The sequence below is a fragment of the Pseudomonas sp. NPDC088885 genome, assembly GCF_044750025.1.
Taxonomy (GTDB): Bacteria; Pseudomonadota; Gammaproteobacteria; order Pseudomonadales; family Pseudomonadaceae; genus Aquipseudomonas; species Aquipseudomonas rustica.
The window spans coordinates 1-24,926 of the sequence record NZ_JBIVJB010000009.1; the positions used below are offsets into that span (position 1 = coordinate 1).

Sequence of the window (24,926 nt, forward strand, 5' to 3'; positions counted from 1 at the left end):
CGAAGTCGAGGCGCCCCTGCTCGAAAGCGTGATGAACTACGTCAAGGGCAACCAGACCAAGGCCAGCGAGCTACTCGGTCTCAACCGAGGCACGCTGCGCAAGAAACTCAAGCAGTACGATCTGCTGTAAGCATTCAATCAAACCAGAAAGGCGCCCGCGTAAAAAACGGTCGCCTTTTTTGCTGACTTCCTTTGCTTTTGATGGAAATTGAGATGACCGACCAGACTACCCGCCTGCCGATCCGCCGCGCCTTGATCAGCGTTTCCGACAAGACCGGGATCCTCGAATTCGCCAAGGAGCTTGAAGCTCTGGGCGTCGAGATCCTCTCCACCGGCGGAACGTTCAAGCTGCTGCGCGACAACGGTGTTGCCGCAGTGGAAGTCGCGGATTACACCGGTTTCGCCGAGATGATGGACGGTCGGGTGAAAACCCTGCACCCGAAAATCCACGGCGGCATCCTCGGTCGTCGCGGTATCGATGACGCGATCATGAACGAGCACGGCATCAAGCCGATCGATCTGGTTGCCGTCAACCTCTACCCGTTCGAAGCCACCATCAACAAGCCAGGCTGCGACCTGCCGACCGCTATCGAAAACATCGATATCGGCGGCCCGACCATGGTGCGTTCGGCAGCGAAAAACCACAAAGACGTCGCGATCGTGGTGAATGCCAGCGATTACGCCAGCGTGCTGGAAGGCCTCAAGGCCGGCGGCCTGACCTACGCTCAGCGCTTCGATCTGATGCTCAAAGCCTTCGAACACACCGCTGCCTACGACGGCATGATCGCCAACTACATGGGCACCGTGAATCAGGCCGCTGAAACCCTGAGCACTGAAGGTCGCAGCGAATTCCCGCGCACCTTCAACAGCCAGTTCATCAAGGCCCAGGAAATGCGCTACGGCGAGAACCCGCACCAGAGCGCGGCGTTCTACGTTGAAGCCAAACCTGCTGAAGTCGGCATCGCCACCGCGACCCAACTGCAAGGCAAAGAACTCTCGTACAACAACGTGGCCGACACCGACGCCGCGCTGGAATGCGTGAAGAGCTTCGTCAAGCCAGCCTGCGTCATCGTCAAACACGCTAACCCGTGCGGCGTGGCCGTCAGCCCGGACGCTGAAGGCGGCATCCGTCAGGCCTACGAACTGGCTTACGCCACCGACACCGAGTCGGCGTTCGGCGGCATCATCGCCTTCAACCGTGAACTGGATGCCGAGACCGCCAAAGCGATCGTCGAGCGTCAGTTCGTGGAAGTGATCATCGCCCCAAGCGTCAGCGAAGAAGCCCGCGCCATTGTTGCGGCCAAAGCCAACGTGCGCCTGCTGGCCTGCGGCGATTGGTCGGCTGACCGCGCTGCAGCGTGGGACTACAAGCGCGTCAACGGCGGCCTGCTGGTACAGAGCCGCGACATCGGCATGATCAGCGCTGATGACCTGAAAGTCGTGACCAAACGTGCGCCGACCGAGCAGGAAATCCATGACCTGATCTTCGCCTGGAAAGTTGCCAAGTACGTTAAGTCCAACGCCATCGTCTACGCCAAGAACCGTCAGACCATCGGTGTCGGCGCGGGCCAGATGAGCCGCGTAAACTCGGCGCGTATCGCTGCGATCAAGGCTGAGCACGCTGGTCTGCAAGTCGCCGGTTCGGTGATGGCCTCGGACGCGTTCTTCCCGTTCCGCGACGGTTTGGATAACGCGGCCAAGGTCGGTATCACTGCGGTGATCCAGCCGGGCGGCTCGATGCGTGACGCTGAAGTGATTGCCGCTGCTGACGAAGCCGGCATCGCTATGGTCTTCACAGGCATGCGCCACTTCCGTCACTGATTCAACTCGATCCAAATGTGGGAGCGGGCTTGCTCGCGAATGCAATCTGTCAGTCACAGGTATTTTGCCTGACACACCGCTTTCGCGAGCAAGCCCGCTCCCACATAAAGCGCTCCAGCAGCGACTGACAGAATTCTGAGGTTTTTGAAATGAATGTTTTGATCATTGGCAGCGGTGGCCGTGAACACGCTCTGGCCTGGAAAGTGGCTCAGGATCCGCGCGTGCAGAAGGTTTTTGTTGCACCGGGCAACGCTGGCACCGCCATCGAAGCCAAGTGCGAAAACGTCGCCATCGACGTGCTGGCCCTTGAGCAACTGGCCGACTTCGCCGAGAAAAACGTTTCCCTGACCATCGTCGGCCCGGAAGTGCCATTGGTGGCTGGCGTCGTTGACCTGTTCCGCGCCCGAGGTCTGGATTGCTTCGGCCCGACTGCCGGCGCTGCACAACTGGAAGGTTCGAAAGCCTTCACCAAAGACTTCCTCGCCCGTCACAAGATCCCGACGGCCGACTACCAGAATTTCACCGAGATCGAGCCGGCCCTGGCTTATCTGCGTGAAAAAGGCGCACCGATCGTGATCAAGGCCGATGGCCTGGCCGCCGGTAAAGGCGTGATCGTCGCCATGACCCTGGCCGAAGCCGAAGACGCCGTGCGCGACATGCTCGCCGGCAACGCTTTCGGTGACGCCGGTTCGCGCGTGGTGATCGAAGAGTTCCTCGACGGCGAAGAAGCGTCGTTCATCGTCATGGTCGACGGCAAAAACGTGCTGCCGATGGCCACCAGCCAGGATCACAAACGTGTGGGCGACGGCGACAGCGGCCCGAACACGGGCGGCATGGGTGCTTACTCCCCTGCCCCGGTGGTCACTGCCGACGTGCACAAGCGCGTGATGGATCTGGTGATCTGGCCGACCGTGCGCGGCATGGCTGAGGAAGGCAACGTCTACACCGGTTTCCTGTATGCCGGTCTGATGATCGACAAGGCCGGCAATCCGAAAGTTATCGAGTTCAACTGCCGCTTCGGCGATCCGGAAACCCAACCGGTGATGCTGCGCCTGCAATCGAGCCTGGTGCTGTTGGTCGAAGCCGCGCTGGCGCAAGCGCTGGACAAGGTTGAAGCACAGTGGGATCAACGCCCGAGTGTCGGCATCGTGCTGGCCGCTGGCGGCTACCCGGGCGACTACGCCAAGGGCGCGGCGATCAACGGTCTCGACACAGCGGCGAAGCTGGAAGGCAAAGTCTTCCACGCCGGTACTGCGCTGAAGGATGGCCAGGTTGTCACCGCCGGTGGTCGCGTACTCTGCGCCACTGCAATGGGCGCAAGCGTCGGTGAAGCGCAGCAGCAAGCGTACAAGCTGGCAGCAGCCATCGACTGGGAAGGCAGCTTCTACCGCAAGGACATTGGCTACCGCGCCATTGCCCGTGAACGTGGCGAAATTCAGGAATAAGCTGTTCATCAAGTCCGGCGAGGGATACCGTTCCTCGCCGGGCTGTTCCGCCGCGGCGCATCGTTATATTCTGGCATCAACCTACGAAGGGATTTCGCCGTGCGCTGGCTCAGGATTGCCATAAGCTTCACCGTCACGATGTTGACCTTGCTCTGCATGCTCCCGGCCCAGGCCACGCAAGGCAGTGGCTGGTCGGTATTGCTCGACGATCAGGGCAATCTGCAACTGAGCGACATCCGCTCCGCTCGCTACACCAATCAATTCAGCCCCATCGACCTTGAGCGCCTCACCGCGTCCGAGCCCGATGGTGCACTGTGGCTGCGCTTCAGACTGGCGCCGGGCAAGCACGAACAAGTGCTGCGCATCTTTGCCCCCGACCTCTCGCAGCTCAATCTGTACGTGCTCGACGGCGACCGGTTGATCGAGCAACGCAACACCGGCACCGAGCAACCGCAGGCCGAACGACCGTTGCCCAGCAGCGACTTCATGCTCGCCCTGCCGCAAAGCGACAAACCCCTCGACGTATATTTACGGATGGTCTCCGACCATCAATTGCGTCCGCACATCACCCTGCAATCGGCCGTGATGAGCGCGGCCAATCAAAACCATTCGCTGATTTTCGGTTTGCTGTTCGGCTGCCTCGCCATGCTCCTGCTGCATAACGTGGTGCGTTACAGCTATTCGCGTTCACGCAGCAGCTTGTGGCTGGCGGTTTGCGAAGGTCTGCTGGGCCTGAGCCTGTTGCTGCTGCTCAATCTGCTCGGGCCCTGGCTGCCGAACTGGCACGCGATCCAGACACCGGGCGCTTATCTGGCGCTGCTACTGACCGCCCCCGCCGGTTTGATGTTTGCTTATCGCTTCTTCGGCCCACTCGGCCCGCACGCGCTGAACAAGCTGCTGATGGCCGACATCCTGTTCATTGTCATCTGCAGCCTGCTGCTGTTGTTCGTCAACACACTGCCGCTGAACATCATCACCTACGCATTGGTGGCACTCGCCGGTCTGAGCATGTTGTTCGTCGGCGTCTATCACTGGCAGAAAGGTTACCGCCCGGCGCGGCTGTTTGTGGCCGCGATGGTGGTGTTCAACATCGGCACGCTGATTATTTTGCCGGCGCTGCTAGGCCTGACACTGGTGTCGCCGCAAGGCTTGATCATGACGCTGATGGCGTTCATCTGCGTCAGCGGTCTGTTGATGAGCATCGCCCTCGGCGAGCGTCAGCGCAGCATCACCGAAAGCCGTTTCAGCGTCAGCCGCGACCTCGCCGCGAGCAACGCCGAGATCAACGCCAAGGCCGAATTCCTCGCCAAGATCAGCCATGAAATCCGCACGCCGATGAACGGTGTGCTGGGCATGACTGAACTGCTGCTCGGTACGCCGCTGTCGGTCAAGCAACGCGATTATGTGCAGACCATCCACAGCGCCGGCAACGAACTGCTGACGCTGATCAACGAGATTCTCGACATCTCCAAACTCGAGTCCGGACAGATCGAACTGGACGATGTGCAGTTCGACCTCAATGCGTTGATCGACGATTGCCTGAGCATCTACCGCGCCAAGGCCGAACAGCAGAACGTCGAACTGATCAGTTTCATCCAGCCGCAAGTCCCGCGCGTCATCAGCGGCGATCCGACCCGCCTGCGCCAAACCTTGCTCAGCCTGCTGGAAAACGCCCTGAAGAAAACCGAAGAAGGCGAAGTGCTGATCGTCGTCGCCCTCGACGAGCGCAGCACCAAACCGCGTCTGCGCATCGCCGTGCAGGACAGCGGCGCGCCGATGGAGCAGGAAGAACGCGATGCGCTGATGCACGCCGAACTGCACAGCAAACACTTCCTCTCGGCGAATCGTCTGGGCGGAAATCTTGGCTTGGTCATCGCGCGGCAACTGATTCGTTTGATGCAGGGTGAATTCGGCATCAAGAGCGGCACCACGCAGGGCAGCACGTTGTGGCTGACTTTGCCGCTGGATCCGGATCGTCTCGAACACCCGACCTCCGATCTCGACAGCCCACTGCAAGGCGCGCGCGTACTGGTGGTCGACGACAACGACACCTGCCGCAAAGTGCTGGTGCAGCAATGCAGCGCCTGGGGCTTGAATGTCAGCGCCGTGCCGTCGGGCAAGGAAGCGCTGGCTCTGCTGCGCACCAAGGCGCACCTGCGCGATTACTTCGACGTGGTGCTGCTCGATCAGAACATGCCCGGCATGACCGGCATGCAGCTCGCGGCGAAGATCAAGGAAGACCCGAGCCTCAATCACGACATCCTGCTGATCATGCTCACCGGCATCAGCAACGCGCCGAGCAAGATCATTGCGCGCAACTCGGGGATCAAACGCATTCTGGCCAAACCGGTGGCCGGCTACACCCTCAAGACCACGCTGGCGGACGAACTCAACCAGCGCAACAAAGGTCAGGTGGTGTTCCAGCCGCAAGTGGTCACCGCGGCCACGGCGGCGAAAGTGCCGAGCGATTTCCGCATCCTCGTCGCCGAAGACAACACGATTTCGACCAAAGTGATTCGCGGCATGCTCGGTAAACTCAACCTGCAACCGGACACCGCCAGCAACGGCGAAGAAGCCCTGCAAGCGATGAAGGCGCAGCGTTACGATCTGGTGCTGATGGACTGCGAAATGCCTATTCTCGATGGTTTCTCGGCGACGCAACAATTACGCGCCTGGGAAGTCAGCAACCAGCGCATCCGCACGCCGATCGTTGCCCTGACCGCGCACATTCTTGCCGAACACAAAGAGCGCGCGCGTCAGGCCGGCATGGACGGGCACATGTCGAAACCGGTGGAATTGTCGCAGTTGCGCGAGTTGATCGAGCATTGGGTGGCTGAGCGTGATCAGCAGAATCGGACGGCTTCAACCTTTTGAGTGACGCGTCAGAGCGTCATGACTTGTTCGCCTCCGCAGACTCGTCAGCGAAGGTCAATAGCGCAACATTGGCCGCGATTCTGTTTTTGATTTTCAAAGCGACGTCATCACGCACCGGGTCATACAGCGTATGCGACAAGTTCGCCTTGGTGTAACGCAGACTCACCAGGCCTTCTACATCTTCGCCCCGGAACAGGTGCGCCAAAGGATTGGGGCTGAGTACCTGCCGAGTCTTCATTTCGACAAATACGCTGGAAAGCGAGGACGGCGAGCGAGCCACCATGATCAGCAAATGTACGTCCGTGGCTGGCATCGGCCTCTCGGGTGACGGCTCTCCGACCATTGCTTGCACATGACTGCGTAACAATTTGATGGCGGGGTCTGTTTCCGAAACGTTGATCAGTCGAGACAAGACTTCGCTGACCAGCGGCTCGCTGTCTGCCCCGGCATTCGCCAAGGCTGCCACCACCCATTCAACGACCGACTCGGTATTTTCGGGTGGAAGATACCGATCCTGCCGGGCTTTTACTTGCCTTAACCAAAAGCCATCGAAGACGTCTGCATAAGCGTCATACCAGTTAATGCCTGGCTGCTTTTCCAACTGCTTATTCGCCACTAACTGCGCAAACAATACGCAATTCACTGCATCATCAAAATCAGCAACATCTTCTGAAGCAGGCACAATCAGAATCGCAGCACCGACGATCATTACTGAATAATCAAGCTTCATATAAATGCCTCTCTGCTAAAAAAGGACAGTCAACATTGACTGTCCTTCCAGACACTTATCAGATGTCGTAATCGATTTTCTTGGTCGCGTGCTTGATCAACTTCTCTGCAATGACTGCGCGAGTAGCCTCTGCCACCAGATCATTCTTTTCGAACGATGTTTCACCGCGATACAGATTTACATTACGAATATCCACATCAACAAAAAGAACTTTGGTCGATGTGTTTTTACGAGCGAAACGCACCGCGCCAATGGCAAAAACAGTGACGCCGTTTACTTCGGTGCACGAACCGGCGGTCACACCGCACATGCCATTTTCGAGCAAGTTACGCTCATAAAGGGTCAGGGCAGTGTCACGCTTGGCCAGCGAGGCGATAGCTTCGCCCGCTACTTTCAGCATCAGCGCAGTGCTCGGGCCAGGAATGGCAAGACCGGCAACAACCGAGCCGAGAATCTCCAGTACCAATTTGTCCATGCGCACACTGGTACCGCCGACAGTCAAATCGCTGTAGTACTTGCTGATGGGCGACCAGCCGGCATTGGTCATGACTTCGCGAAACTGCATGTACCATTCTTTACCCTGGCTTTCCAGTGGATAGAACTTGTTCGCTACCAGCGACGCATAAAGAAAGGCGTTCTGAGCGTCAGTGCGATTGGCACCGGTCAAATTACCGCTGAAGGTCAGAATACCGTCACCGACGATAGAACCTTTACCGGGCTCTACGACATCGTCAGCGGAAGTGAACAGGCCGCGCGGCTGAATAAGTTGCGGCTCACCCAGATCATAATCCTTCAGACTTTGAACGCACGCAGAAATATAGCTTTGGCTTACAACTTGATTAGACACAATAGAATCCTTACTTATCATTAAACAAGTTCCTCATGAACTTGCTGAAAGAACAATAACCAAACCCATCACAACTGACAAACCCAAACATGTAACACTATATCCGGAAGTAATTACACACATTCAACAGCCTCTGCCTAGTTGCGCCACATCATAAAAAAGCAAAACAACATCCACAGATATTTGATCGGCTGATAGACTCCATTTCACCCTACTCCGGATGCGAGCCGATACCATGCTCCATGTGTTGTTCAGCGTTTACCTGAAGATGCTCGTGCTCTATAGCCCGTTCTTCGTGCTGTCCTGCTTTATCAGCCTGACTCGCGGTTACTCGCGCAAGGAGCAACGGCGTCTGGCGTGGAAAGTCGCGCTGGCAACATTGATCTCCAGCGTCTTGCTGTACCTGTTCGGACGGGTGATTTTCGATGTGTTCGGCATCACCGTGGACGCCTTCCGCATCGGCGCCGGCAGCGTGCTGTTCATTTCGGCGCTGGGGATGGCGCAGGGCAAACCGGCGGTGCAGGCCGACAACGTTCAGCAAGACGTGACCATTGTGCCGCTGACCATTCCGATCACCGTCGGCCCCGGCACCATCGGCGCGTTATTGGTGATGGGCGTGAGCCAACCGCATTGGGACGATAAGCTCACGGCGATCATGAGTATCACACTGGCCAGTTTTACGGTTGGCGTGGTGTTGTACCTGTCGAACCGGATCGAACGGATTCTCGGCGATCAGGGTTTGCAGATTGTCAGTCGCTTGATGGGGCTGTTCGTCTGTGCGCTGGCGGCGCAGATTATTTTTACCGGGGTGAAGGGTTATCTGGTGCCCTGAGCTGAATTTACCGTAATGAACATATGGAAAGCGGCTCCGAAGAGCCGCTTTTTTTTGCCTTGACTGCTTGTTCCCTGATCACGGCCAATCGCCATAAAACACCCTAGGAAATTACGCTCAAGAAACTTAGTCTCTTCGACAATTCAGCGTCATTTATTTACGAATAATTGGTTGAAATCCTGCTGCCATTAGTGAAAAAACAGCAACCACTATTTATTTCCCTTCGAGACCCACAACACCCAGTCATTGTCTACTGTGATTTCTGACAGTAGACGAGCCGCTAATCAGGCGAATAATCTCCTACTCAGGTTAAATCAACCTGCTGATCAATCCCATATAGGAAAGCCCTAATGAGCAATGCGAGTGAAACACCTAACGCTTCAGGTTTTATTAGCTTGGAACGAGATGACGGCAAGCTGTTTCATACAAAAAATGTCTCCACCGTAGGAGGCTTCCATTTAAGAGGAGAACTGGAAGACGAATCGTTCGAACTTTCTGTTGCCAACGAAACCCCGCCAGGAACTTATACTTACCCTGACAAAAAAAACAGATTATCTGCACGTTTCATGAAAAGCATTCAAAAATTTCCTCCTGCGCCACCGACCGAATACGCTATCAGCGCAGGCACAGTCACTCTGGAAGTCGCCAGTACAGAACAGATGAAAGGCTCACTCGCCATCACATTAAAAAGCAAAGCAGGAGAACTACTTAAGCTTAAAGGCAGCTTCGATGTAAGCGTTTCACCCTGAAAACGCATTGTGTATCCATAAATGACACTTTCTAATAAAGCAGCGAAGAAACCCATTTCATTTGCGGCTTCTTCCGCTTGCTTTGCGATAAATACCCTCTGAAAGCAACGCCATCGTCATCACTTTAGCTTCTAGCGAATAGAGCAACTCGAAGTCAGGATTTCGGTTTAGTCCCATACCAGCGCGGCGTGTAAACCCAATCACCCCCAGTTGCGCGAGGAAAGGTGCAAGTGGTCGACGAACCGATCAACACCATCGTGCGCATGTCGACCTGATCCGGTGTCAGCGCGCCCAGCGTGGTGGTGCGCAATGTTTGCCCCGGTCGGCCAATGTCCCGCCCCAACACCACTGGCGTTTCTGGCGTGCGGTGTTGCGCGACGATTTCCAGCGCTCGCCCCAACTGCCATGGACGCGCCTTGGAAATAGGGTTGTAGAAGGCCAGCGCCAGATCCGCTTCCGCCGCCAGATCCAGACGTTTCTCGATAATCGACCACGGCTTGAGGTTGTCCGACAGCGACATCACGCAGAAGTCGTGCCCCAGCGGCGCACCGGCCTGTGCGGCGGTGGCCAGCGATGCCGAGACACCCGGCAGAATTTCCAGATCGACGCTGTGCCACGAGGGATCATCCGACTCGTGCAGCGCTTCGAGCACCGCCGCTGCCATGGCGAACACGCCGGGATCGCCCGAAGAAACCACGATCACCGAACGGCCTTCGGCGGCCAGTCGGAAAGCGTGACGGGCGCGCTGCATTTCTTCGCGGTTGTCGGTGCAATGCTGCACTTGATCGTCGCGAAACGGGCCGGCCATGCGCACATAGGTTTCGTAGCCGAGCACATCGGTACAACGCGCCAGTTCGGCTTTGACGGCGGGCACCATCAGTTCGGCAGCGCCGGGGCCAAGACCGATGACGGCGAGACGACCGCGTGGGCGGCCGACATGGGCAATGTCCAGCGGCTGCTCGGCAATCGCGATGACGAGGTTGTTTGCGGTCACGATGCTCGCTGAAGGTACGGCATCAAGTGCCAATGCTTCGAGATCAGTTTGCGCAGCGACAAACCGCAGCGGCACGCCCAGTTCAAGCGCTGCATCACGCAAGTTCGCCGAAGCCATTTGACTGTCAGCGACGACCAGACACGCCAGCGATTGCAGCGCAATTTTTGCTTGCTGCAATGCTTTGCGAACGGCGCTCGGCAGATCGGCAACGTCAGCACTGACCGCCACCGCCACACTGCGCGGATAAATCAGTAATTCGTTGGCGCTGACTTCACGCTCAGCACTGCTTACATGAATCGAACGCTGCGCCTGCGGGTCTTCCGGCAGTTGCGCGTGATCCAGCCACGGCGCCTCGCCTTCAATACGCACGCTGTGCCCGGCCAGCAGATCGGAGACAAAACGCTTGCCCAGTTCCAGATCGGCGAGCGCATAACCGCTGGGTGGATTGAGCAGGCAAGTGCCGAAGCGCAATTCGCCACTGGTGGTGATTGCCGCCGTCACTTGCAGCCCGGCAGCGATTTCCCGCGCCATGACATTCACCCCACCGAGGCCGCCGAGCAGCGGCACCACCGCGCTGCCGTCTTCAGCCACCGCGAGCACGGCAGGTTCGGCGCCCTTCTCCAGCAACAGCGGCGCCAGTGTGCGGATGACAATGCCCGCCGCACACAGGGCAATGATCGGCGTGTTGTGCTGATACAGATCGCGCAAGGTCGCGCCGAATTCCTGATAGCTGCAATCGGCGCCTTCAACGCGCCCGGCGAGGCCGTGGATCTGCGCCGCCGGATAGACCTGCTGAATGCGACGGGCCGTGGCCAGGCTGGCCTGACCAAGAATGACGATCGCGGGTATTGAGTGAGTCATCAGCCCTGCCACCGTTCGCCCGGCACGATAATCAGCGAGAAATATGGCGAGGACATCGGCTCAACCTGATCCATCGGCACGATCTTCTGATTGGCCATGGTCGCGCGCTCGACGTAAAGCGCACGCTCGGCCAGACCGAGTTCTTCCAACACCTGACGCACCTTCGGGAAGTTACGCCCCAGTTTCATGATCACGGCGGCGTCAGCATCCGCCAGACGTCGCTTCAATTCTTCATGGGGCAACACGCCGGAGAGCACCGACAGGCTCTGATTGCGATACACCAGCGGCGCACCCAACACCGAAGCGCCACCGAGCATCGAGCAAACGCCCGGCACCACTTGCGCTTCATAGCGCGTGGCGAGGCGATCGTGCAGGTACATATAGGAGCCGTAGAAGAACGGATCACCTTCGCAAATCACCGCGACATCGCGACCGGCATCGAGATGCGCGGCGACGGTTTCGGCGGCTTCATCGTAGAAGTCGCTGATGACTTGTTCGTAGGAAAGAGGTGCCGGCAGCGCTTCGGTAGTCACCGGATACACCAGCGGCAGCAGGTTCTGCGCTACTTGCAGGTGCGCTTCGATGATGCCGAACGCGTTGCCCTTTTTGCCCTTGGCGACGAAGTACGCGACCACTGGCGATTCGCGCAGCAAGCGCAGCGCCTTGACGGTAATCAGTTCCGGATCACCGGGGCCGACGCCCAGGCCAATCAAACGTCCTTTAGCCTGCATCATTCGATCTCCGTGGCGAGGGCATTGACGGCGGCGGCGGCCATGGCGCTGCCACCGAGGCGGCCTTGCATGATCACGAACGGCACGCCACGGCTGTCGGCGGCCAGTGCCGCTTTCGATTCGGCAGCGCCGACGAAGCCGACCGGGAAGCCCAGAATCAGCGCCGGTTTTGGTGCGCCGGCATCGAGCATTTCCAGCAGATAGAACAGCGCAGTCGGCGCGTTGCCGATCACCACAACACTGCCTTCAAGGTGCGGACGCCAGAGCTCCAGCGCAGCGGCGGAACGAGTGTTGCCCAGTTGGCGCGCCAGCTCCGGCACGCTGTCGTCGCGCAAGGTGCAGATCACTTCGTTGTTGGCCGGCAGACGCGCACGAGTCACGCCTTCAGAGACCATCCGCGCATCACACAGAATCGGCGCACCGGCGGCCAGCGCCTCGCGCCCGGCCTTGCCCGCGCCTTCGGAAAACTGCAGACCGTCGATGGCCTCGACCATGCCGCAGGCGTGAATCACCCGCACCGCGAGTTTTTCCAGATCGGCCGGGATTCGCGCGAGGTTGGCTTCGCTGCGAATGATCGCGAAGGAGTTGCGATAGATCTCCTGACCGTCGCGGATGTAATCAAGCATCAAGGGGGCTCCGGGAGCGGGCGTCGAGCAGGGTCGCGGCCGCTTCAATAGTAAGATTGCGTGCGTGCAACGCGCCGAAACCCGGCAGCGTCGCATCGCGAAAATAGAGGTCGTAATGACCGGGGCTGACCGCCAGCAACGTCACCGGCGCACGGTGCGCGGCGGCGCAGGAGCGCGAGCAACCGGACAGGTGCACGCTGAGCGCCGAGGGCAGCAGCGTCGCCAGATGGCGGGCGTCCTGTTTGGTGTCGGCGAGGCCTTTGCCGCAGCCGTTGGAACCGGTGCAGGCAATCAGGCGCGACAGCGGTTCGCTCGGCTCGGTCAGCAGGTTGAGTTGCTTGAGGCCTTGCAGCACCTCGGCGGCGTCAGTGATTTTGACGTCGGGCAGCAACAGGCTTTGCCACGGGGTGAAACGCAGGTGGCCGTTGCCGAACTGGCGAGCCAGTTGTGCAACACCGCGCAGCATTGTCGGATCGAGACGACCGAGCGCTGGTACGGCGCCGATGTACACCAAATCCAAGGCGTTTTGCGGATGAACGCCGAAGTGCAGATCGTCCGCCGCTGGCACACGCTCCCAATCGCTAGCGGCCAGCAGGTTCAAGCGCTGATCCAGTTTTTCGAGAAACAGCTCAGGCGTCATTTCGCTGAGCAAATGGCGCATCCGTGTTTGCTCGGGCCGCGCCAGTTCAAGGAACAGCTCCAGCACCGCAACGACCAGCGCATGGCCATTTTCCAGCGCCAACGCACCAAGCGCACGATCCGTCGGGCAACCGGCCAGACCGAATGCCAGCAATGTCTCGCCGTCCTTTTTGAAGGCCGACAACCATAGGTCATGCGGGTGTTCGAGCATCGTCAAGGCTTCAGCGCCGTCCAGTTGCACGGCGAACTTGGCGCTCAACTCATGAAAGCGCGGATGGTTTTGCAGGGTGTCGAGGATCTGTTCGGCGAGTGGACGGGTGTCGAGGTGCATCTGCTGGTCGATCCCGGCAGCGGGGCTGAGCATCAGATTGCGCACATCGTCGGCGGCTGCGGATCGCGGGCCGAGGCCGGCAGCCAGCAAGCTGTCGATCAATGCCGCTGATTGCGCGCCGATTCCGCGAATCTGCAAATTGGCGCGGTTGGTCGCCTCGATCGCGCCGCTGGCAAAGTGTTCGGCGGCGTCGGCCACCGCGTCTGCCTGATCAGCCGACATCGAACCGCCATTGAGTTTGATCCGACAGATTCCGCCGTCCAGCGCCTGGACAATACGCAGCAACCCCGGACAGGCCGAGGGGCGTAAAGCGCGGGTAATCGGGTGTTCGTTCAAGGGGTGACCGGCTGGCTGACAGCGCTGTGAGGGCGAAAGGTCGCCATTATGCCTGCTTTGCCCAAGCGCATGAAAACGCCTGCCGGTCGGTTTGTGCATTCTCGGTCATTTCCACAACGGAAAATCTCTGCGCCGGCCCTTCAGAGTTCGTAATCCTCGAAATTGAATTTGATCCCTTGCATGGCCTTCAGCACACTCGGGCGCCGTGCTTCCATTACGCGCCGGCTGATAACCACCTTGCGCGCCAGCACATCCAGTTGCGACATGACCTGGGTTATTTCCCAAAACAGAAAGTCTGTGCTCATTCTGGATTTGATAAACCGGATGTTGCTGACCACCAACTCCATGTCGCCATCGGCGTTGTAACTGATGGGCATGATTTTGAGGTCGAATGCTTTGCCACTGATCCCTTTTACTTTGCTCAATAGATCAATATCTCGCTCAAGCGCGCCCAGCCCCCTGTTCACGCCATCGACCTGTCCAATAGTTAACAATGGTGACGCCAGTTTCGACCAGATTTGCCGGACACTTCCGTCAAACTCTTTCTGAACATACTCGATCGGCTGATGATCGCGGTTCCAGCCATACGACCACAGCACATCGGCGTAGTAATCAATCCAACGTCCCGGCTGGGTTTGACTGTTATAGATGATATCGGCCTGTCGTTGCGCCAGATAAGTACAGTTCATCGCAAACTGATAGTCCGCACAGGACTGCCCTTGCGTACCGGTCAATACGATATCGCCAACGAGCGTCGCATTATGTTTTACGTCGTCCATGTAAAGTCCATCTCCCTATTACTTAAGCGCCGTTGCGGCGCGTACTCATAAACCTGCAAAACACGCTAGATTTTTAACAGGCACTATTACTTTCGAATGCCGTCAACTCGCCAACATCAAACTAACAAAGTTATTTATATCGCCCATGACTTTTCAACTACATAAAATTTCATGGCTGAGCGCCAAGCTTCACAAGTCGAGTTATCATGCGGCGTTTGCACACGCGCACGAGAGTAAGGAACGGCATGACACCCTGGCTGACAGTTGTGGGAATCGGTGAAGACGGCTTCAAAGGCCTGGGCAAAAATGCCCGCCGCGCCTTGATGAATGCCTCGCGAGTCGTCGGTGGCCAACGCCAACTGGATTTGCTGCCGGTGTGCATTCGCGGCGAACGGCAATTGTGGCCGAGCCCGTTTTCTCTCGCGCCGGTGCTTGAGCAGCGCGGCGAAGCGGTCTGTGTGTTGGCCAGCGGCGATCCGATGTTCTATGGCGTTGGCGCCAGCCTGGCGCGGCAGGTACCGAGCGATGAGATGCTGATTCTGCCCGCACCGTCGTCCTGCTCACTGGCGGCGGCAAGGCTGGGCTGGCCGTTGCAGGAAGTGAGCATCGTGTCGTTGGTGGCGCGGCCACTGGCAGCGCTCAATGCGCAGTTGTTCAGCGGCGTGCGGTTGCTGCTGTTGAGCAATGACGGACAGAGCCCGGCGGCGGTTGCGCAATTGCTGCGTGAACGCGGTTTTGGTTCGAGTCGCATGAGCGTGTTCGAACACTTGGGTGGCGATGCCGAGCAACGGATCGACGCCAGCGCCCACGACTGGAACCTTGCCTCGACTGCCGACCTCAACGTGATCGCCCTCGAATGCCTCGCCGACGCCAACACGCCACGCTTGTCTCGCCTTGCAGGCCTGCCGGACTCGGCGTTCAAACATGACGGCCAACTGACCAAACGCGACCTGCGTGCCATCACCCTCGCCCGCCTCGCCCCGACGCCCGGCGAATTGCTCTGGGACGTCGGCGCCGGCAGCGGCTCGATCGGCATCGAATGGATGCGCGCACATCCGAGCTGTCGCGCGCTGGCCATCGAAGCCGATGACGGCCGTCAGCAATTGATCGAGCTCAACCGAGATGCGTTGGGCGCGCCCGGTTTGCAGTTGATTCGCGGCAAGGCTCCCCAAGCGCTGCAAGGTCTGGAGCGCCCGGATGCGATTTTCATCGGCGGCGGCGTCACCCGTGAGGGCGTGCTTGAAACGTGCTGGGAACGGCTCAAACCCGGCGGGCGTCTGGTGGCCAACGCCGTGACCCTGCAAAGTGAAGTCACCCTGATGAGCTGGCGCGAACGTTTCGGCGGTGAGCTGACGCGCATTCATGTCGCGCAGGCGCAGCCGCTGGGCGAGTTTGATACATGGCGACAAGCGTTGCCGATCACTTTGCTTGATCTGGTTAAACCCTTCGATGCGTAAACGAATCCTGCTGCTCGGCGGCGTCACCGAAGCACTCGCCATCGCCCGTACGCTGGGGCCGGAGCACATTTACAGCCTCGCCGGTGTCGGTCGTGTGCCGACCGATCTGACCTGTCAGGTGCGCGTCGGCGGTTATGGCGGTGCCGAAGGTCTGGCGCAGTTTATTCGCGCGGAAGGCATCGACCTGCTGCTCGACGCCACGCACCCGTACGCCGCACAGATCAGCCAGAACGCCGCCACCGCTGCGCATCTGACCGGCATCCCCTGCTGGGCCCTGCGCCGCCCGGCGTGGCAGCCGCAAGCGGGCGATGACTGGCGCGAAGTCAGCGACTGGGCGGAGCTGATCAATGCCCTCAAACCCTTCCGCCGTCCGCTGTTTACCCTTGGCCGAGAACCGTTGCAGCACCTCGATGAAATCCCCGCCGAGCAATTCTGGACGCTGCGCGCCCTCGACGTTTATCCCGGCAACGAACGCTGCGAAGTCATCGGCGCGCGCGGGCCGTTTCTGATCGACGATGAACGCGCCTTGTTCGAACGCCAGCAGATCGATGTGCTGATCAGCAAAAACAGCGGCAGCACCGCCACCGAGCCGAAACTGGAAGCGGCACGCGAGCGTGGAGTGCCGGTGCTGGTGTTGAAGCGGCCGGTGTTGCCGGGGGTTGATCGGGAGTTTGGGTCGGCGTCTGAAGTCCTCGCGGCCCTCACGACTGAAGGCCTGATTTGAAAGGTTAGAAACCTTGAGGACGCCTTCGCGGGCAAGCCCGCTCCCACAGGGTTCGCGGCGTTCGCATTTTCTGCGTACGCCATCAATCACTGTGGGAGCGGGGTTGCTCGCGAAGGCATCTTTGTGGCCAACCCCACGACCTGAGTCCTACAGCAAAAGTGGACGAAACCCACAACTACTTAGAAAACGGCCGACTGTCCGCATCTTGAGCGAGGCTTTACGCTCTCAGCCTTCAAACCCAAGAGCGCCGATTGCCAATGTCCGAGAAATTCGCCCGCTTCGACGTTCAGGACTATCTCAAAACCCCTTCCGACCTAAGCCAATACATCAAAGCTTGTGATGTAGATGACTCAGGCGATGGGCAACTGATCCGAGCTGCGCGTCGAGATGTCATGCAAACAATTCGCGCACGAATACAAAGTGACCCGGACTTCGCCCAAGCAATGCGGATCGAAGCCGCTACACTCTTCCATAATGGCGAAATCGAGTTGGCGCGCAGACTCCTCAAACTTTTAAACGAGGCGCTGCGACACCAAACCGCACGACGCTTTTTTACTTATCGGCCCTGATCAGGCTAAATAGCCCGCGCCTGATCGCCCACCCAAATGGATCTCTCCCATGAACCGACAACGGCTAGCATTTGCCTGGATCGCCTGCTTTGCAGTGCTGTTCAACATGCTCGCCATGCCGATGACGGGGGCGATGGCGCAGGCGGCCAATTCACCGGCCGAACAGTTGCTGTGGAGCAGTTTCTGCACCGGCAGCGGGACGAAGATGGTGGCGATCAACATCGGCGCTACCGATCAAAAAGCGCCGGCCAACGACACGCATTCCAACATGCAGCATTGCTGGTGTTGCTCGGGTTCTGCGCCATTGGTGGCGTTGCCGGGCCATTCGCCGCAGCTGTATTTCGCCCGCTATGAAAGCAATCACAGCGTCGCGCCGCTCTCACTGCAAACCCCTACTCCGCGCCAGCAATGGCCGAGCCTCAATCCCCGCGCCTCTCCTCTGGTTTGATTTGTTCTCGCAATTGACCTGCGTTTCAAATCGTTCTGGAGAACTGCCATGTTGAACAAACTCATCGTCATCGCTGCGCTGTTGCTGCCCGCGTGCTTCGCCAATGCCCACGAATACAAGGCTGGCGAGATTGAAATCGCCCACCCGTGGTCGCAGGAATTGCCGCCGAATGCGCCGACCGTAGCGGCGTATTTCGTGATTCACAACGGCGGCAAAACGGCTGACCGCTTGCTCAGCGTCGACTCGCCGATCGCCCCCCAAGCGCAGTTGCATGAGCATGTGATGCAGGGCGATCTGATGAAGATGCAGCAGGTGCCGAGCGTGGAAATCCCTGCTGGCGGCAACGTGATATTTGCGCCGATGGCCTATCACGTGATGCTGCTCAACCCGACTGATCGCAGCCTGCTCACGGACGGCAAGCAATTCCCGCTGACGATGCATTTCGAGAAGGCCGGCGACGTCACCGTCGAAGTTTCGGTGCAGAAGAAGCCCCCGGAAACCACGCAGGCTCACGCGCACGCTCAGTAAGCCTTCCGGCAGATTCCGCCCATGCGCCCGCTGAGCGCCAGGCCCTCCGCGCCACGCCGTCAGACTGAACACCTGACTCGCGGCAGCTGGATCGCCCTGTTCGCCATGTTGATGATTTTCATCGGCCCACTGATTTCTCAGTCGATGCCGATGGATCAGCACGCCTCGACCTCCCTGCCAATGAGCATGGACATGTCGATGGACATGCCGGGGATGGATCACTCCGGACACGACGCGAAACCCAGCGCCGAACATTGCCCGCCACAATCCTCGCACCACGTGCTGTGGGAAAAATGCGGCTATTGCAGCCTGCTGTTCAATTGCCCGGCACTGACCGGCGGCGGCGATTTCGTCGCCTTCAACATCCCGCCACTCAACACTTTCACTCCGCCCTCCCCGCGCCTGGGCCACGCCCGGCAAACCTTCTTCCCCGGCGCCCGCAGCCGCGCCCCGCCCATCGCCACGTAAACACGCACCTTTGATTGCACACGGTTGAGAAGACAGCTTCAGGCTGCCGGCCGTGTCGTTTACGACTGTTTGATGGAAATTGTCATGTCCAGGTTTGCTGCTGTTTCACGCTCGGGTTCCGCCCCGGCGTCCTTCGCTTTGAACGAATCACGGATTCGTTTCAGGCATGCTAGCGCCGTCCTTTGCGGCGTCCTGCTGTCCCCGTTGGTGTTGGCCGATGATCACACCGGCCACAACGAAGAACTGAGCCCAACGGTGATCACCGCGATCGCGCCGAGCTCACCGCTGACCATCGTTACCAACCCAAAAGATCCACGCCAACCAGTGCCGGCCAGTGACGGCGGCGATTATCTGAAAACCATTCCGGGTTTTGCGCTGGTGCGCAATGGCGGCACCAACGGCGATCCGGTATTGCGCGGCATGTTCGGCTCGCGCCTGAATATCCTCACCAACGGCAGCATGCTGCTCGGCGCCTGCCCGGGCCGGATGGATGCGCCGACCTCGTACATCTCGCCGGAGACCTACGACAAACTTACCGTGATCAAAGGCCCGCAAACCGTGCTTTGGGGCCCGGGAGCCTCGGCGGGCACAGTGTTATTTGATCGCGAACCGGAGAGCTTTGGCGAACTCGGCACGCGGGTGAACGCCAGTGTCCTGGCCGGTTCTCACGGACGTTTCGACAAAGTGGTCGATGCCGCTGCCGGTGGCCCGTTGGGTTACGTGCGAGTGATCGGCAACACCGCGCATTCCGACGATTACCGCGACGGCAACAACGACATCGTCGCCTCGCGCTACGACAAGTGGAACGGCGACGTCGCGGTCGGCTGGACGCCGGATGCCGACACCCTGATCGAACTCACCGCCGGCAAGGGCGACGGCGAAGCACGCTACGCTGGGCGCGGCATGGACGGCTCGCAATTCCTGCGTGAAAGCCTCGGTCTGCGCTTCGAAAAATCCAACATCACCGACGTGCTGGAGAAACTCGAAGCGCAGGTCTACTACAACTACGCCGACCATGTTATGGACAACTACACCCTGCGCACGCCGTCGGGCACCGGCATGATGGCCGGGCCCATGGCGTCCAATGTCGACCGTCGCACCCTCGGTGCGCGGATCAAAGCGACCTGGCGTTGGGCCGACATTCAACTGATCACCGGCCTCGACGCGCAGACCAACGAGCATCGCCAGCGCAGTTCAATGGGCGTCGACACCTACAAAGATCTGCCCTACACCAAGGACGCCGATTTCCATAACTACGGCGTGTTCAGTGAAATGACCTGGTACGCCGCCGACCGCGATCGGCTGATCACCGGCGCCCGCGTCGACCGCGCCTCGGCCAAGGATTATCGGCAAACCAGCGGTTCGGGAATGATGACCCGCCCCAATCCGACCGCCGACGACACCCGCGCCGACACCCTGCCCAGCGGCTTCGTGCGCTACGAGCATGACCTCGCTGGCAGCCCGACCACGCTCTACGCCGGCCTTGGTCACGCGCAGCGCTTTCCGGATTACTGGGAGCTGTTCTCGGCGAGCAGCGGCCCGGTCGGTTCGCTCAACGCGTTCGATTCGATCAAACCGGAGAAAACCACGCAGTTCGATTTCGGCGTGAACTACAAGAGCGCCGATCTGGAAGCCTGGGCCTCGGGCTACATCGGCGTGGTGCGCGATTACATCCTCTTCGATTACACCCCGGGAATGATGGGCATGAGCACCTCGCGCGCCGAGAACATCGACGCGCGAATCATGGGCGGTGAACTCGGTGCCGCGTATCAACTCACCGACAACTGGAAGACCGATGCAACCCTGGCCTACGCCTGGGGCAAGAACAGCAGCGACGGTTCGGCCCTGCCGCAAATGCCGCCGCTGGATGCACGCTTCGGTCTGACCTATACCAAAGACAACTGGAGCGCCGGCGCACTGTGGAGGGTGGTTGCCGCGCAAAACCGTATCGACCAGAACAAGGGCAACGTGGTCGGCAAGGATTACGACAAGAGTTCGGGCTTCGGCGTGTTCTCACTCAACGGTGCCTACCGGATCAACAAAAACTGGAAGGTCAGCAGCGGCGTCGACAACCTGTTCGGCAAGGCTTACGCCGAACACCTGAACCTGGCGGGCAACGCCGGATTCGGCTACCCGGCCAACGACCCGCAAGCCATCAATGAACCGGGGCGCACGCTCTGGACCAAGGTGGACATGAGTTTCTGACAGGCAACACCCACCCATGTGGGAGCGGGCTTGCTCGCGAAGGCGGCATGCCAGGCGACATCAATGTTGAATGTGCCGCCGCTTTCGCGAGCAAGCCCGCTCCCACAGTGAATGCAGTGTTGCAACCTGAATGAACAACTAGAAGATCCAAGCCAAGCGGAGCACACGTGATGAATCAGCCCAAACCGAATTTCTACAACCTGGCCTGGCGTTGGCATTTTTACGCCGGGCTCTTCGTCGCCCCTTTCATGGTGATGCTGGCCCTGACCGGCATGATTTACCTGTTCAAACCGCAACTCGATTCATTGATGTACAGCAGCCTGCTCAACGTCCCCGCCGGTCATCACAGCGTCCCGGCCGATGACTTGCTGCAACGGGTAAAAAGCGCTTATCCACAAGGCCAGGTCACCCAATACCTGCCGCCGGTCAACGCCGAACGCAGCGCGCAATTTGTGGTGACCAACGCCGGTCACGAACTCAACGTGTTCGTCGATCCGTACCACGGCGACATCCTCGGCGAACAAGATGCCAAGCAAAACCTGCAAGCCATCGCCCGCGCGATTCACGGCGAATTGATGATCGGCACCGTCGGTGACCGTCTCATCGAAATGGCCGCCGGTTGGGGCGTGGTGTTGGTGGTGTCCGGGCTGTTTCTGTGGTGGCCGCGCGGTCAGGCAGCAGGCATTTTGTGGCCTCGGTTGAACAGTCGCGGTCGTGTGTTGTGGCGGGATCTGCACGCGGTCACCGGGTTCTGGGGCGCGACATTGCTGCTGGTGATGCTGCTCAGTGGTATGACCTGGACCGGTTTCTGGGGCAAGCAATACGCGCAAGTGTGGAACGTGTTCCCTGCGGCGATGTGGGACAACGTGCCGACCTCCGATGTTGAAGCGCGAACCCTTAACAGCGCCACCCGCCAGACCGTGCCTTGGGCAATGGAAAACACGCCGATGCCGATGTCCGGCGACCACGCCGAACACATGGCCCACGGCGGCGCCAACGCTGGCCCGGCGGCACCGAGCATCAGCCTGCAAGACGTGCAAAACATCGCCACCGCGCGCAAGGTCGAACCGGGTTACAGCATCACCCTGCCGAACACCGCCACCGGCGTGTTCACCATCGCCGTGTTCGCCGACGATCCGCGCAACGACGCCACCCTGCACGTCGACCAATACACCGGCAAAGTCCTCGCCGATGTGCGTTTCGAACAATACGGCACGGTTGCCCGCGCCACCGAAATCGGCGTGATGCTCCACGAAGGCAAGATGTTCGGCACCTTCAATCAGATCGTCGTGTTGCTGATCTGCCTGATGATTCTGCTCAGTGCCGTCAGCGGTGTGGTGATCTGGTGGAAGCGTCGGCCACAGGGCAAATTCGGCGTGCCACCGCTGCGGCATGACCTGCCGAAATGGAAAACCGGCGTGGTCATCATGCTTGCGCTGGCGGTGATTTTTCCGCTGGTGGGGGCTTCGCTGGTGGTGGTGTGGTTGCTGGATCGACTGCTGCTGTCGCGGTTTGGTCGCCAACCTGAATCTGCCTCAACTTCATCATGAAACAGGCGAGATGCGCGATTTAGACAGCTCTATAGACTGCCGGGGCTTATATGCCGGCAATTTTTAGTGTTACTGTATAACTCGAATTTGCCATTCTGCCCACGACCACAAGTCGTGGGCTTTTCATTTGATGAAGTGATCCACCGTACCGATGAACAAGTACCTCTTGTCCAGCCTCTGCCTGTTCGCCATGAACAATGCCCACGCCGACAGCGCCCCCCTGACGTTGCCCACCGGCACCATCAGCGCGCCCGCCGTTGACGATGCAACCGTCAGCCTCACCACGCCGACCACCGCCGGTTCGCGGCTGAACCTCAGCGCCATGCAAACCCCGGCCAGCGTTGAAAGCCTCAGCGGCGAGCAAGTCCGCGCGCGCGGCGATCGCAGCGTGCAGGACGCGGTGTCGCGCAGCACTGGCATCAGCCGCACCGGGACGCCGGGCGATGGCGGCACATCGTTGCAGGCGCGCGGTTTCACCGGGCAGAGTTCGGTGATGCAGTTGTATGACGGCAACCGCATGTACACCGGCATGGGCACCGTCACGTTCCCGGTCGACACCTGGTCGGTCGAGCGTGTCGATGTGCTGCGTGGCCCGGCGTCGGTGTTGTACGGCGAAGGCGCGACCGGGGCGGTGGTCAACGTTCTTCCGAAGAAGCCATTCGAGGGCGACATCGAAAATCATCTGCGCGTCGGTTACGGCTCTTACGACAGCCAACAGCAGGCCTTCGACAGCGGCGGTTCACTGAGCGATACGTTGAGCTATCGCCTCAATCTCAATCGTCTGCGCAGCAACGGCTGGATCGATCACGGCGACGCCTCCAGCGACTTCGTCAGCGCGGCACTGCGCTGGCAGGCCAGCGAAGATCTGGCGTTTACCCTCGCCCACGATTACGGCGATCAGCACCCGCAAAACTACTTCGGCACGCCGTTGATCAACGGCCATTTGCAGGACAGCCTGCGTTACAAGAACTACAACGTGCGCGACGACAAACAGCATTACAACGATCAGTGGACGCGTCTGACCAGCGACTGGCAGATCAACGACTCGGTCAGCGCCAGCAACGAGCTGTACTACCTCAAAGCCCAGCGCCGCTGGCAGAACGCCGAGAACTACAACTTCGACGCGGGCACGCAGCAACTGAGCCGCAGCGGTTATTTCGGCATCGGCCATAAACAAGAGCAGGTTGGCGACCGTCAGACCTTCACCTTCAAACATTCGCTGTTCGGCCTCGACAGCCAGACCGTCAGCGGCGTCGAATACAACCGCATCCGCTTCCAGCTCAACAGCAACTCACCGTTCAACGACGTGTTGCCGACCGGTCAGGCCGTGGATCTGTATCACCCGCAGGTCGGCACTTTCGAGAGCGCCGACCCTTATCGCGATCAGTTCGACAGCACCACCAAACAGATGTCGGTGTTCGCCGAGAACCGCACGCAGTTGAGTGAGCGCTGGTCGCTGGTGACCGGTGTGCGCCGCGATTACGTGCACGTCGATCGCAATAATCTGCTCGATGGCAGTCAGAGCGACAAGACCCTGACCGGCAACAACTGGAAGGCCGGGCTGGTGTTTGCGTTGACGCCGGACACGTCGTTCTACGGCCAGATGGCGACCAGCACCGACGGTATTGGCGGGCTGATTTCTCTGAGCCCGAGCCAGCAGCAGTACGATCTGTCGACCGCGCGCCAGACTGAAGTCGGCTTGAAGCAATTGTTCTGGGATCAGCGCGGCGAGTTCACCTTGGCAGCGTATCGCATTGTGAAAAAGAAGCTGCTGACTGACGATCCGGGCAACCCGACGCTTAAGCAGCAAGTGGGTCAGCAGTCGTCTAACGGTCTGGAAGCGAGCCTCGATCTGCAATTGCCGCACGCCTGGCAACTGCAAGCGAATGCGGCGATCGTGAAGGCCAAGTACGACGATTTCTCAGAGGTGGTGAACGGCCAGACGCTGTCGTATAACGGCAATCGCCCGGTGGACGTACCGAGGCGTACGGCCAACCTTTGGTTGAACAAAGCGCTTAGCGATGATCTCAAGGCCGGCGCCGGTGTGCGGTATGTTGATGCGCGTTACGCCGACATGGCCAACCGCAACGAGCTGCCGAGTTACACCGTGGTCGACGCGACGTTGTCGTGGCAAGCCCTACGCAACACGACGCTGGGCTTGCAGGTGAACAACCTGTTTGACCGCCGGTATGCGCAAAGCCAATACAATGAGGGGCAGCAGTGGATCCTTGGCGAACCGCGCTCGTTTTTTGTCAGCGCTGATTACACCTTTTGATTGAAAAGCCTTGCCCTCACCCTAGCCCTCTCCCAGAGGTAGAGGGGACTGACCGAGGTGTTTGGCCAAGTTGCACCGACTTGAAATACCGAGTCGAACTCAGGGTT

The 24,926-nt window shown here is 59.4% G+C and carries 22 protein-coding genes; 15 read left to right on the forward strand and 7 right to left on the reverse strand.

Features of this window, described 5'->3' with window-relative positions; all coding sequences use genetic code 11:
* The 4 genes from ACIP1X_RS07305 to ACIP1X_RS07320 all read left to right on the forward strand — a co-directional run.
* Nucleotides 1–130, forward strand: a 130-nt coding sequence (locus ACIP1X_RS07305) for a helix-turn-helix domain-containing protein (protein ID WP_400750826.1), incomplete at its 5' end; no start/stop codon positions are given.
* 83 nt (nt 131–213) lie between these two features.
* The gene (gene purH, locus ACIP1X_RS07310) at nt 214–1,821 is read left to right on the forward strand and encodes a bifunctional phosphoribosylaminoimidazolecarboxamide formyltransferase/IMP cyclohydrolase (RefSeq protein WP_400750692.1); all 1,608 of its coding nucleotides are present in this window, start codon (nt 214–216) and stop codon (nt 1,819–1,821) included.
* Between the two features lie 149 nt (nt 1,822–1,970).
* Nucleotides 1,971–3,266 carry a phosphoribosylamine--glycine ligase gene (purD, locus tag ACIP1X_RS07315; protein ID WP_400750695.1) on the forward strand — a complete coding sequence of 432 codons (1,296 nt, stop codon included), beginning with the start codon at nt 1,971–1,973 and terminating at the stop codon, nt 3,264–3,266.
* 99 nt (nt 3,267–3,365) lie between these two features.
* Nucleotides 3,366–6,140, forward strand: a complete 2,775-nt coding sequence (locus ACIP1X_RS07320) for a response regulator (protein WP_400750698.1) — start codon at nt 3,366–3,368, stop codon at nt 6,138–6,140.
* 16 nt (nt 6,141–6,156) lie between these two features.
* Here the strand turns inward: ACIP1X_RS07320 and ACIP1X_RS07325 are convergent, their stop codons facing one another.
* Both ACIP1X_RS07325 and ACIP1X_RS07330 read right to left on the reverse strand, forming a co-directional pair.
* Nucleotides 6,157–6,870: a hypothetical protein gene (locus ACIP1X_RS07325; RefSeq protein WP_400750701.1), complete on the reverse strand. Its 714-nt coding sequence runs from the start codon at nt 6,868–6,870 to the stop codon at nt 6,157–6,159.
* 58 nt (nt 6,871–6,928) lie between these two features.
* A complete protein-coding gene (locus ACIP1X_RS07330; protein ID WP_400750703.1) occupies nt 6,929–7,717 on the reverse strand; it encodes a hypothetical protein in 789 nt (262 codons plus the stop codon).
* Between the two features lie 235 nt (nt 7,718–7,952).
* Here ACIP1X_RS07330 and ACIP1X_RS07335 point away from each other — a divergent pair, with 235 nt between their 5' ends.
* The gene (locus ACIP1X_RS07335) at nt 7,953–8,549 is read left to right on the forward strand and encodes a MarC family protein (protein ID WP_282357217.1); all 597 of its coding nucleotides are present in this window, start codon (nt 7,953–7,955) and stop codon (nt 8,547–8,549) included.
* A 350-nt stretch (nt 8,550–8,899) separates the two neighbouring features.
* Nucleotides 8,900–9,298 carry a hypothetical protein gene (locus ACIP1X_RS07340; RefSeq protein ID WP_400750706.1) on the forward strand — a complete coding sequence of 133 codons (399 nt, stop codon included), beginning with the start codon at nt 8,900–8,902 and terminating at the stop codon, nt 9,296–9,298.
* Between the two features lie 154 nt (nt 9,299–9,452).
* On the opposite strand, the gene cobJ is transcribed toward ACIP1X_RS07340, so the two are convergent.
* The 5 genes from cobJ to ACIP1X_RS07365 all read right to left on the reverse strand — a co-directional run bounded on the left by cobJ (nt 9,453) and on the right by ACIP1X_RS07365 (nt 14,595).
* On the reverse strand, nt 9,453–11,153 hold the full coding sequence (cobJ, locus tag ACIP1X_RS07345) for a precorrin-3B C(17)-methyltransferase (RefSeq protein WP_400750709.1): 1,701 nt from the start codon (nt 11,151–11,153) through the stop codon (nt 9,453–9,455).
* Complete coding sequence (locus ACIP1X_RS07350) at nt 11,153–11,887, reverse strand: precorrin-2 C(20)-methyltransferase (RefSeq protein WP_400750712.1); 735 nt, start codon at nt 11,885–11,887, stop codon at nt 11,153–11,155. Before ACIP1X_RS07350 ends, cobJ begins: the two co-directional genes overlap by 1 nt.
* On the reverse strand, nt 11,884–12,510 hold the full coding sequence (locus ACIP1X_RS07355) for a precorrin-8X methylmutase (protein WP_400750715.1): 627 nt from the start codon (nt 12,508–12,510) through the stop codon (nt 11,884–11,886). The genes ACIP1X_RS07350 and ACIP1X_RS07355 overlap by 4 nt, the downstream gene beginning before the upstream one ends.
* Entirely contained in the window at nt 12,503–13,801 is a 1,299-nt protein-coding gene (gene cobG, locus ACIP1X_RS07360) for a precorrin-3B synthase (RefSeq protein ID WP_400750829.1), read from the reverse strand. Before cobG ends, ACIP1X_RS07355 begins: the two co-directional genes overlap by 8 nt.
* Before the next feature lie 155 nt (nt 13,802–13,956).
* Nucleotides 13,957–14,595, reverse strand: coding sequence for a hypothetical protein (locus tag ACIP1X_RS07365; protein WP_400750717.1), 639 nt, complete (start codon nt 14,593–14,595; stop codon nt 13,957–13,959).
* A 245-nt stretch (nt 14,596–14,840) separates the two neighbouring features.
* On the opposite strand from ACIP1X_RS07365, the gene cbiE reads away from it, so the two are divergent.
* From cbiE to ACIP1X_RS07410, 9 genes are all read left to right on the forward strand, one after another.
* Entirely contained in the window at nt 14,841–16,052 is a 1,212-nt protein-coding gene (gene cbiE / locus ACIP1X_RS07370; RefSeq protein ID WP_400750719.1) for a precorrin-6y C5,15-methyltransferase (decarboxylating) subunit CbiE, read from the forward strand.
* Nucleotides 16,045–16,776 carry a cobalt-precorrin-6A reductase gene (locus tag ACIP1X_RS07375; protein WP_400750722.1) on the forward strand — a complete coding sequence of 244 codons (732 nt, stop codon included), beginning with the start codon at nt 16,045–16,047 and terminating at the stop codon, nt 16,774–16,776. The genes cbiE and ACIP1X_RS07375 overlap by 8 nt, the downstream gene beginning before the upstream one ends.
* 257 nt (nt 16,777–17,033) lie before the next feature.
* Nucleotides 17,034–17,345, forward strand: a complete 312-nt coding sequence (locus ACIP1X_RS07380) for a hypothetical protein (RefSeq protein ID WP_400750724.1) — start codon at nt 17,034–17,036, stop codon at nt 17,343–17,345.
* Between the two features lie 49 nt (nt 17,346–17,394).
* On the forward strand, nt 17,395–17,793 hold the full coding sequence (locus ACIP1X_RS07385) for a DUF2946 domain-containing protein (protein WP_400750726.1): 399 nt from the start codon (nt 17,395–17,397) through the stop codon (nt 17,791–17,793).
* 48 nt (nt 17,794–17,841) lie between these two features.
* A complete protein-coding gene (locus tag ACIP1X_RS07390) occupies nt 17,842–18,321 on the forward strand; it encodes a copper chaperone PCu(A)C (protein ID WP_212549819.1) in 480 nt (159 codons plus the stop codon).
* A 21-nt stretch (nt 18,322–18,342) separates the two neighbouring features.
* Nucleotides 18,343–18,789 carry a DUF2946 domain-containing protein gene (locus ACIP1X_RS07395; RefSeq protein ID WP_400750729.1) on the forward strand — a complete coding sequence of 149 codons (447 nt, stop codon included), beginning with the start codon at nt 18,343–18,345 and terminating at the stop codon, nt 18,787–18,789.
* A gap of 84 nt (nt 18,790–18,873) precedes the next feature.
* Nucleotides 18,874–20,994: a TonB-dependent copper receptor gene (locus tag ACIP1X_RS07400; protein WP_400750732.1), complete on the forward strand. Its 2,121-nt coding sequence runs from the start codon at nt 18,874–18,876 to the stop codon at nt 20,992–20,994.
* Between the two features lie 170 nt (nt 20,995–21,164).
* Nucleotides 21,165–22,544, forward strand: coding sequence for a PepSY-associated TM helix domain-containing protein (locus ACIP1X_RS07405; protein ID WP_400750734.1), 1,380 nt, complete (start codon nt 21,165–21,167; stop codon nt 22,542–22,544).
* A 151-nt stretch (nt 22,545–22,695) separates the two neighbouring features.
* Entirely contained in the window at nt 22,696–24,819 is a 2,124-nt protein-coding gene (locus ACIP1X_RS07410) for a TonB-dependent receptor (RefSeq protein WP_400750737.1), read from the forward strand.
* Nucleotides 24,820–24,926: the final 107 nt, after the last annotated feature.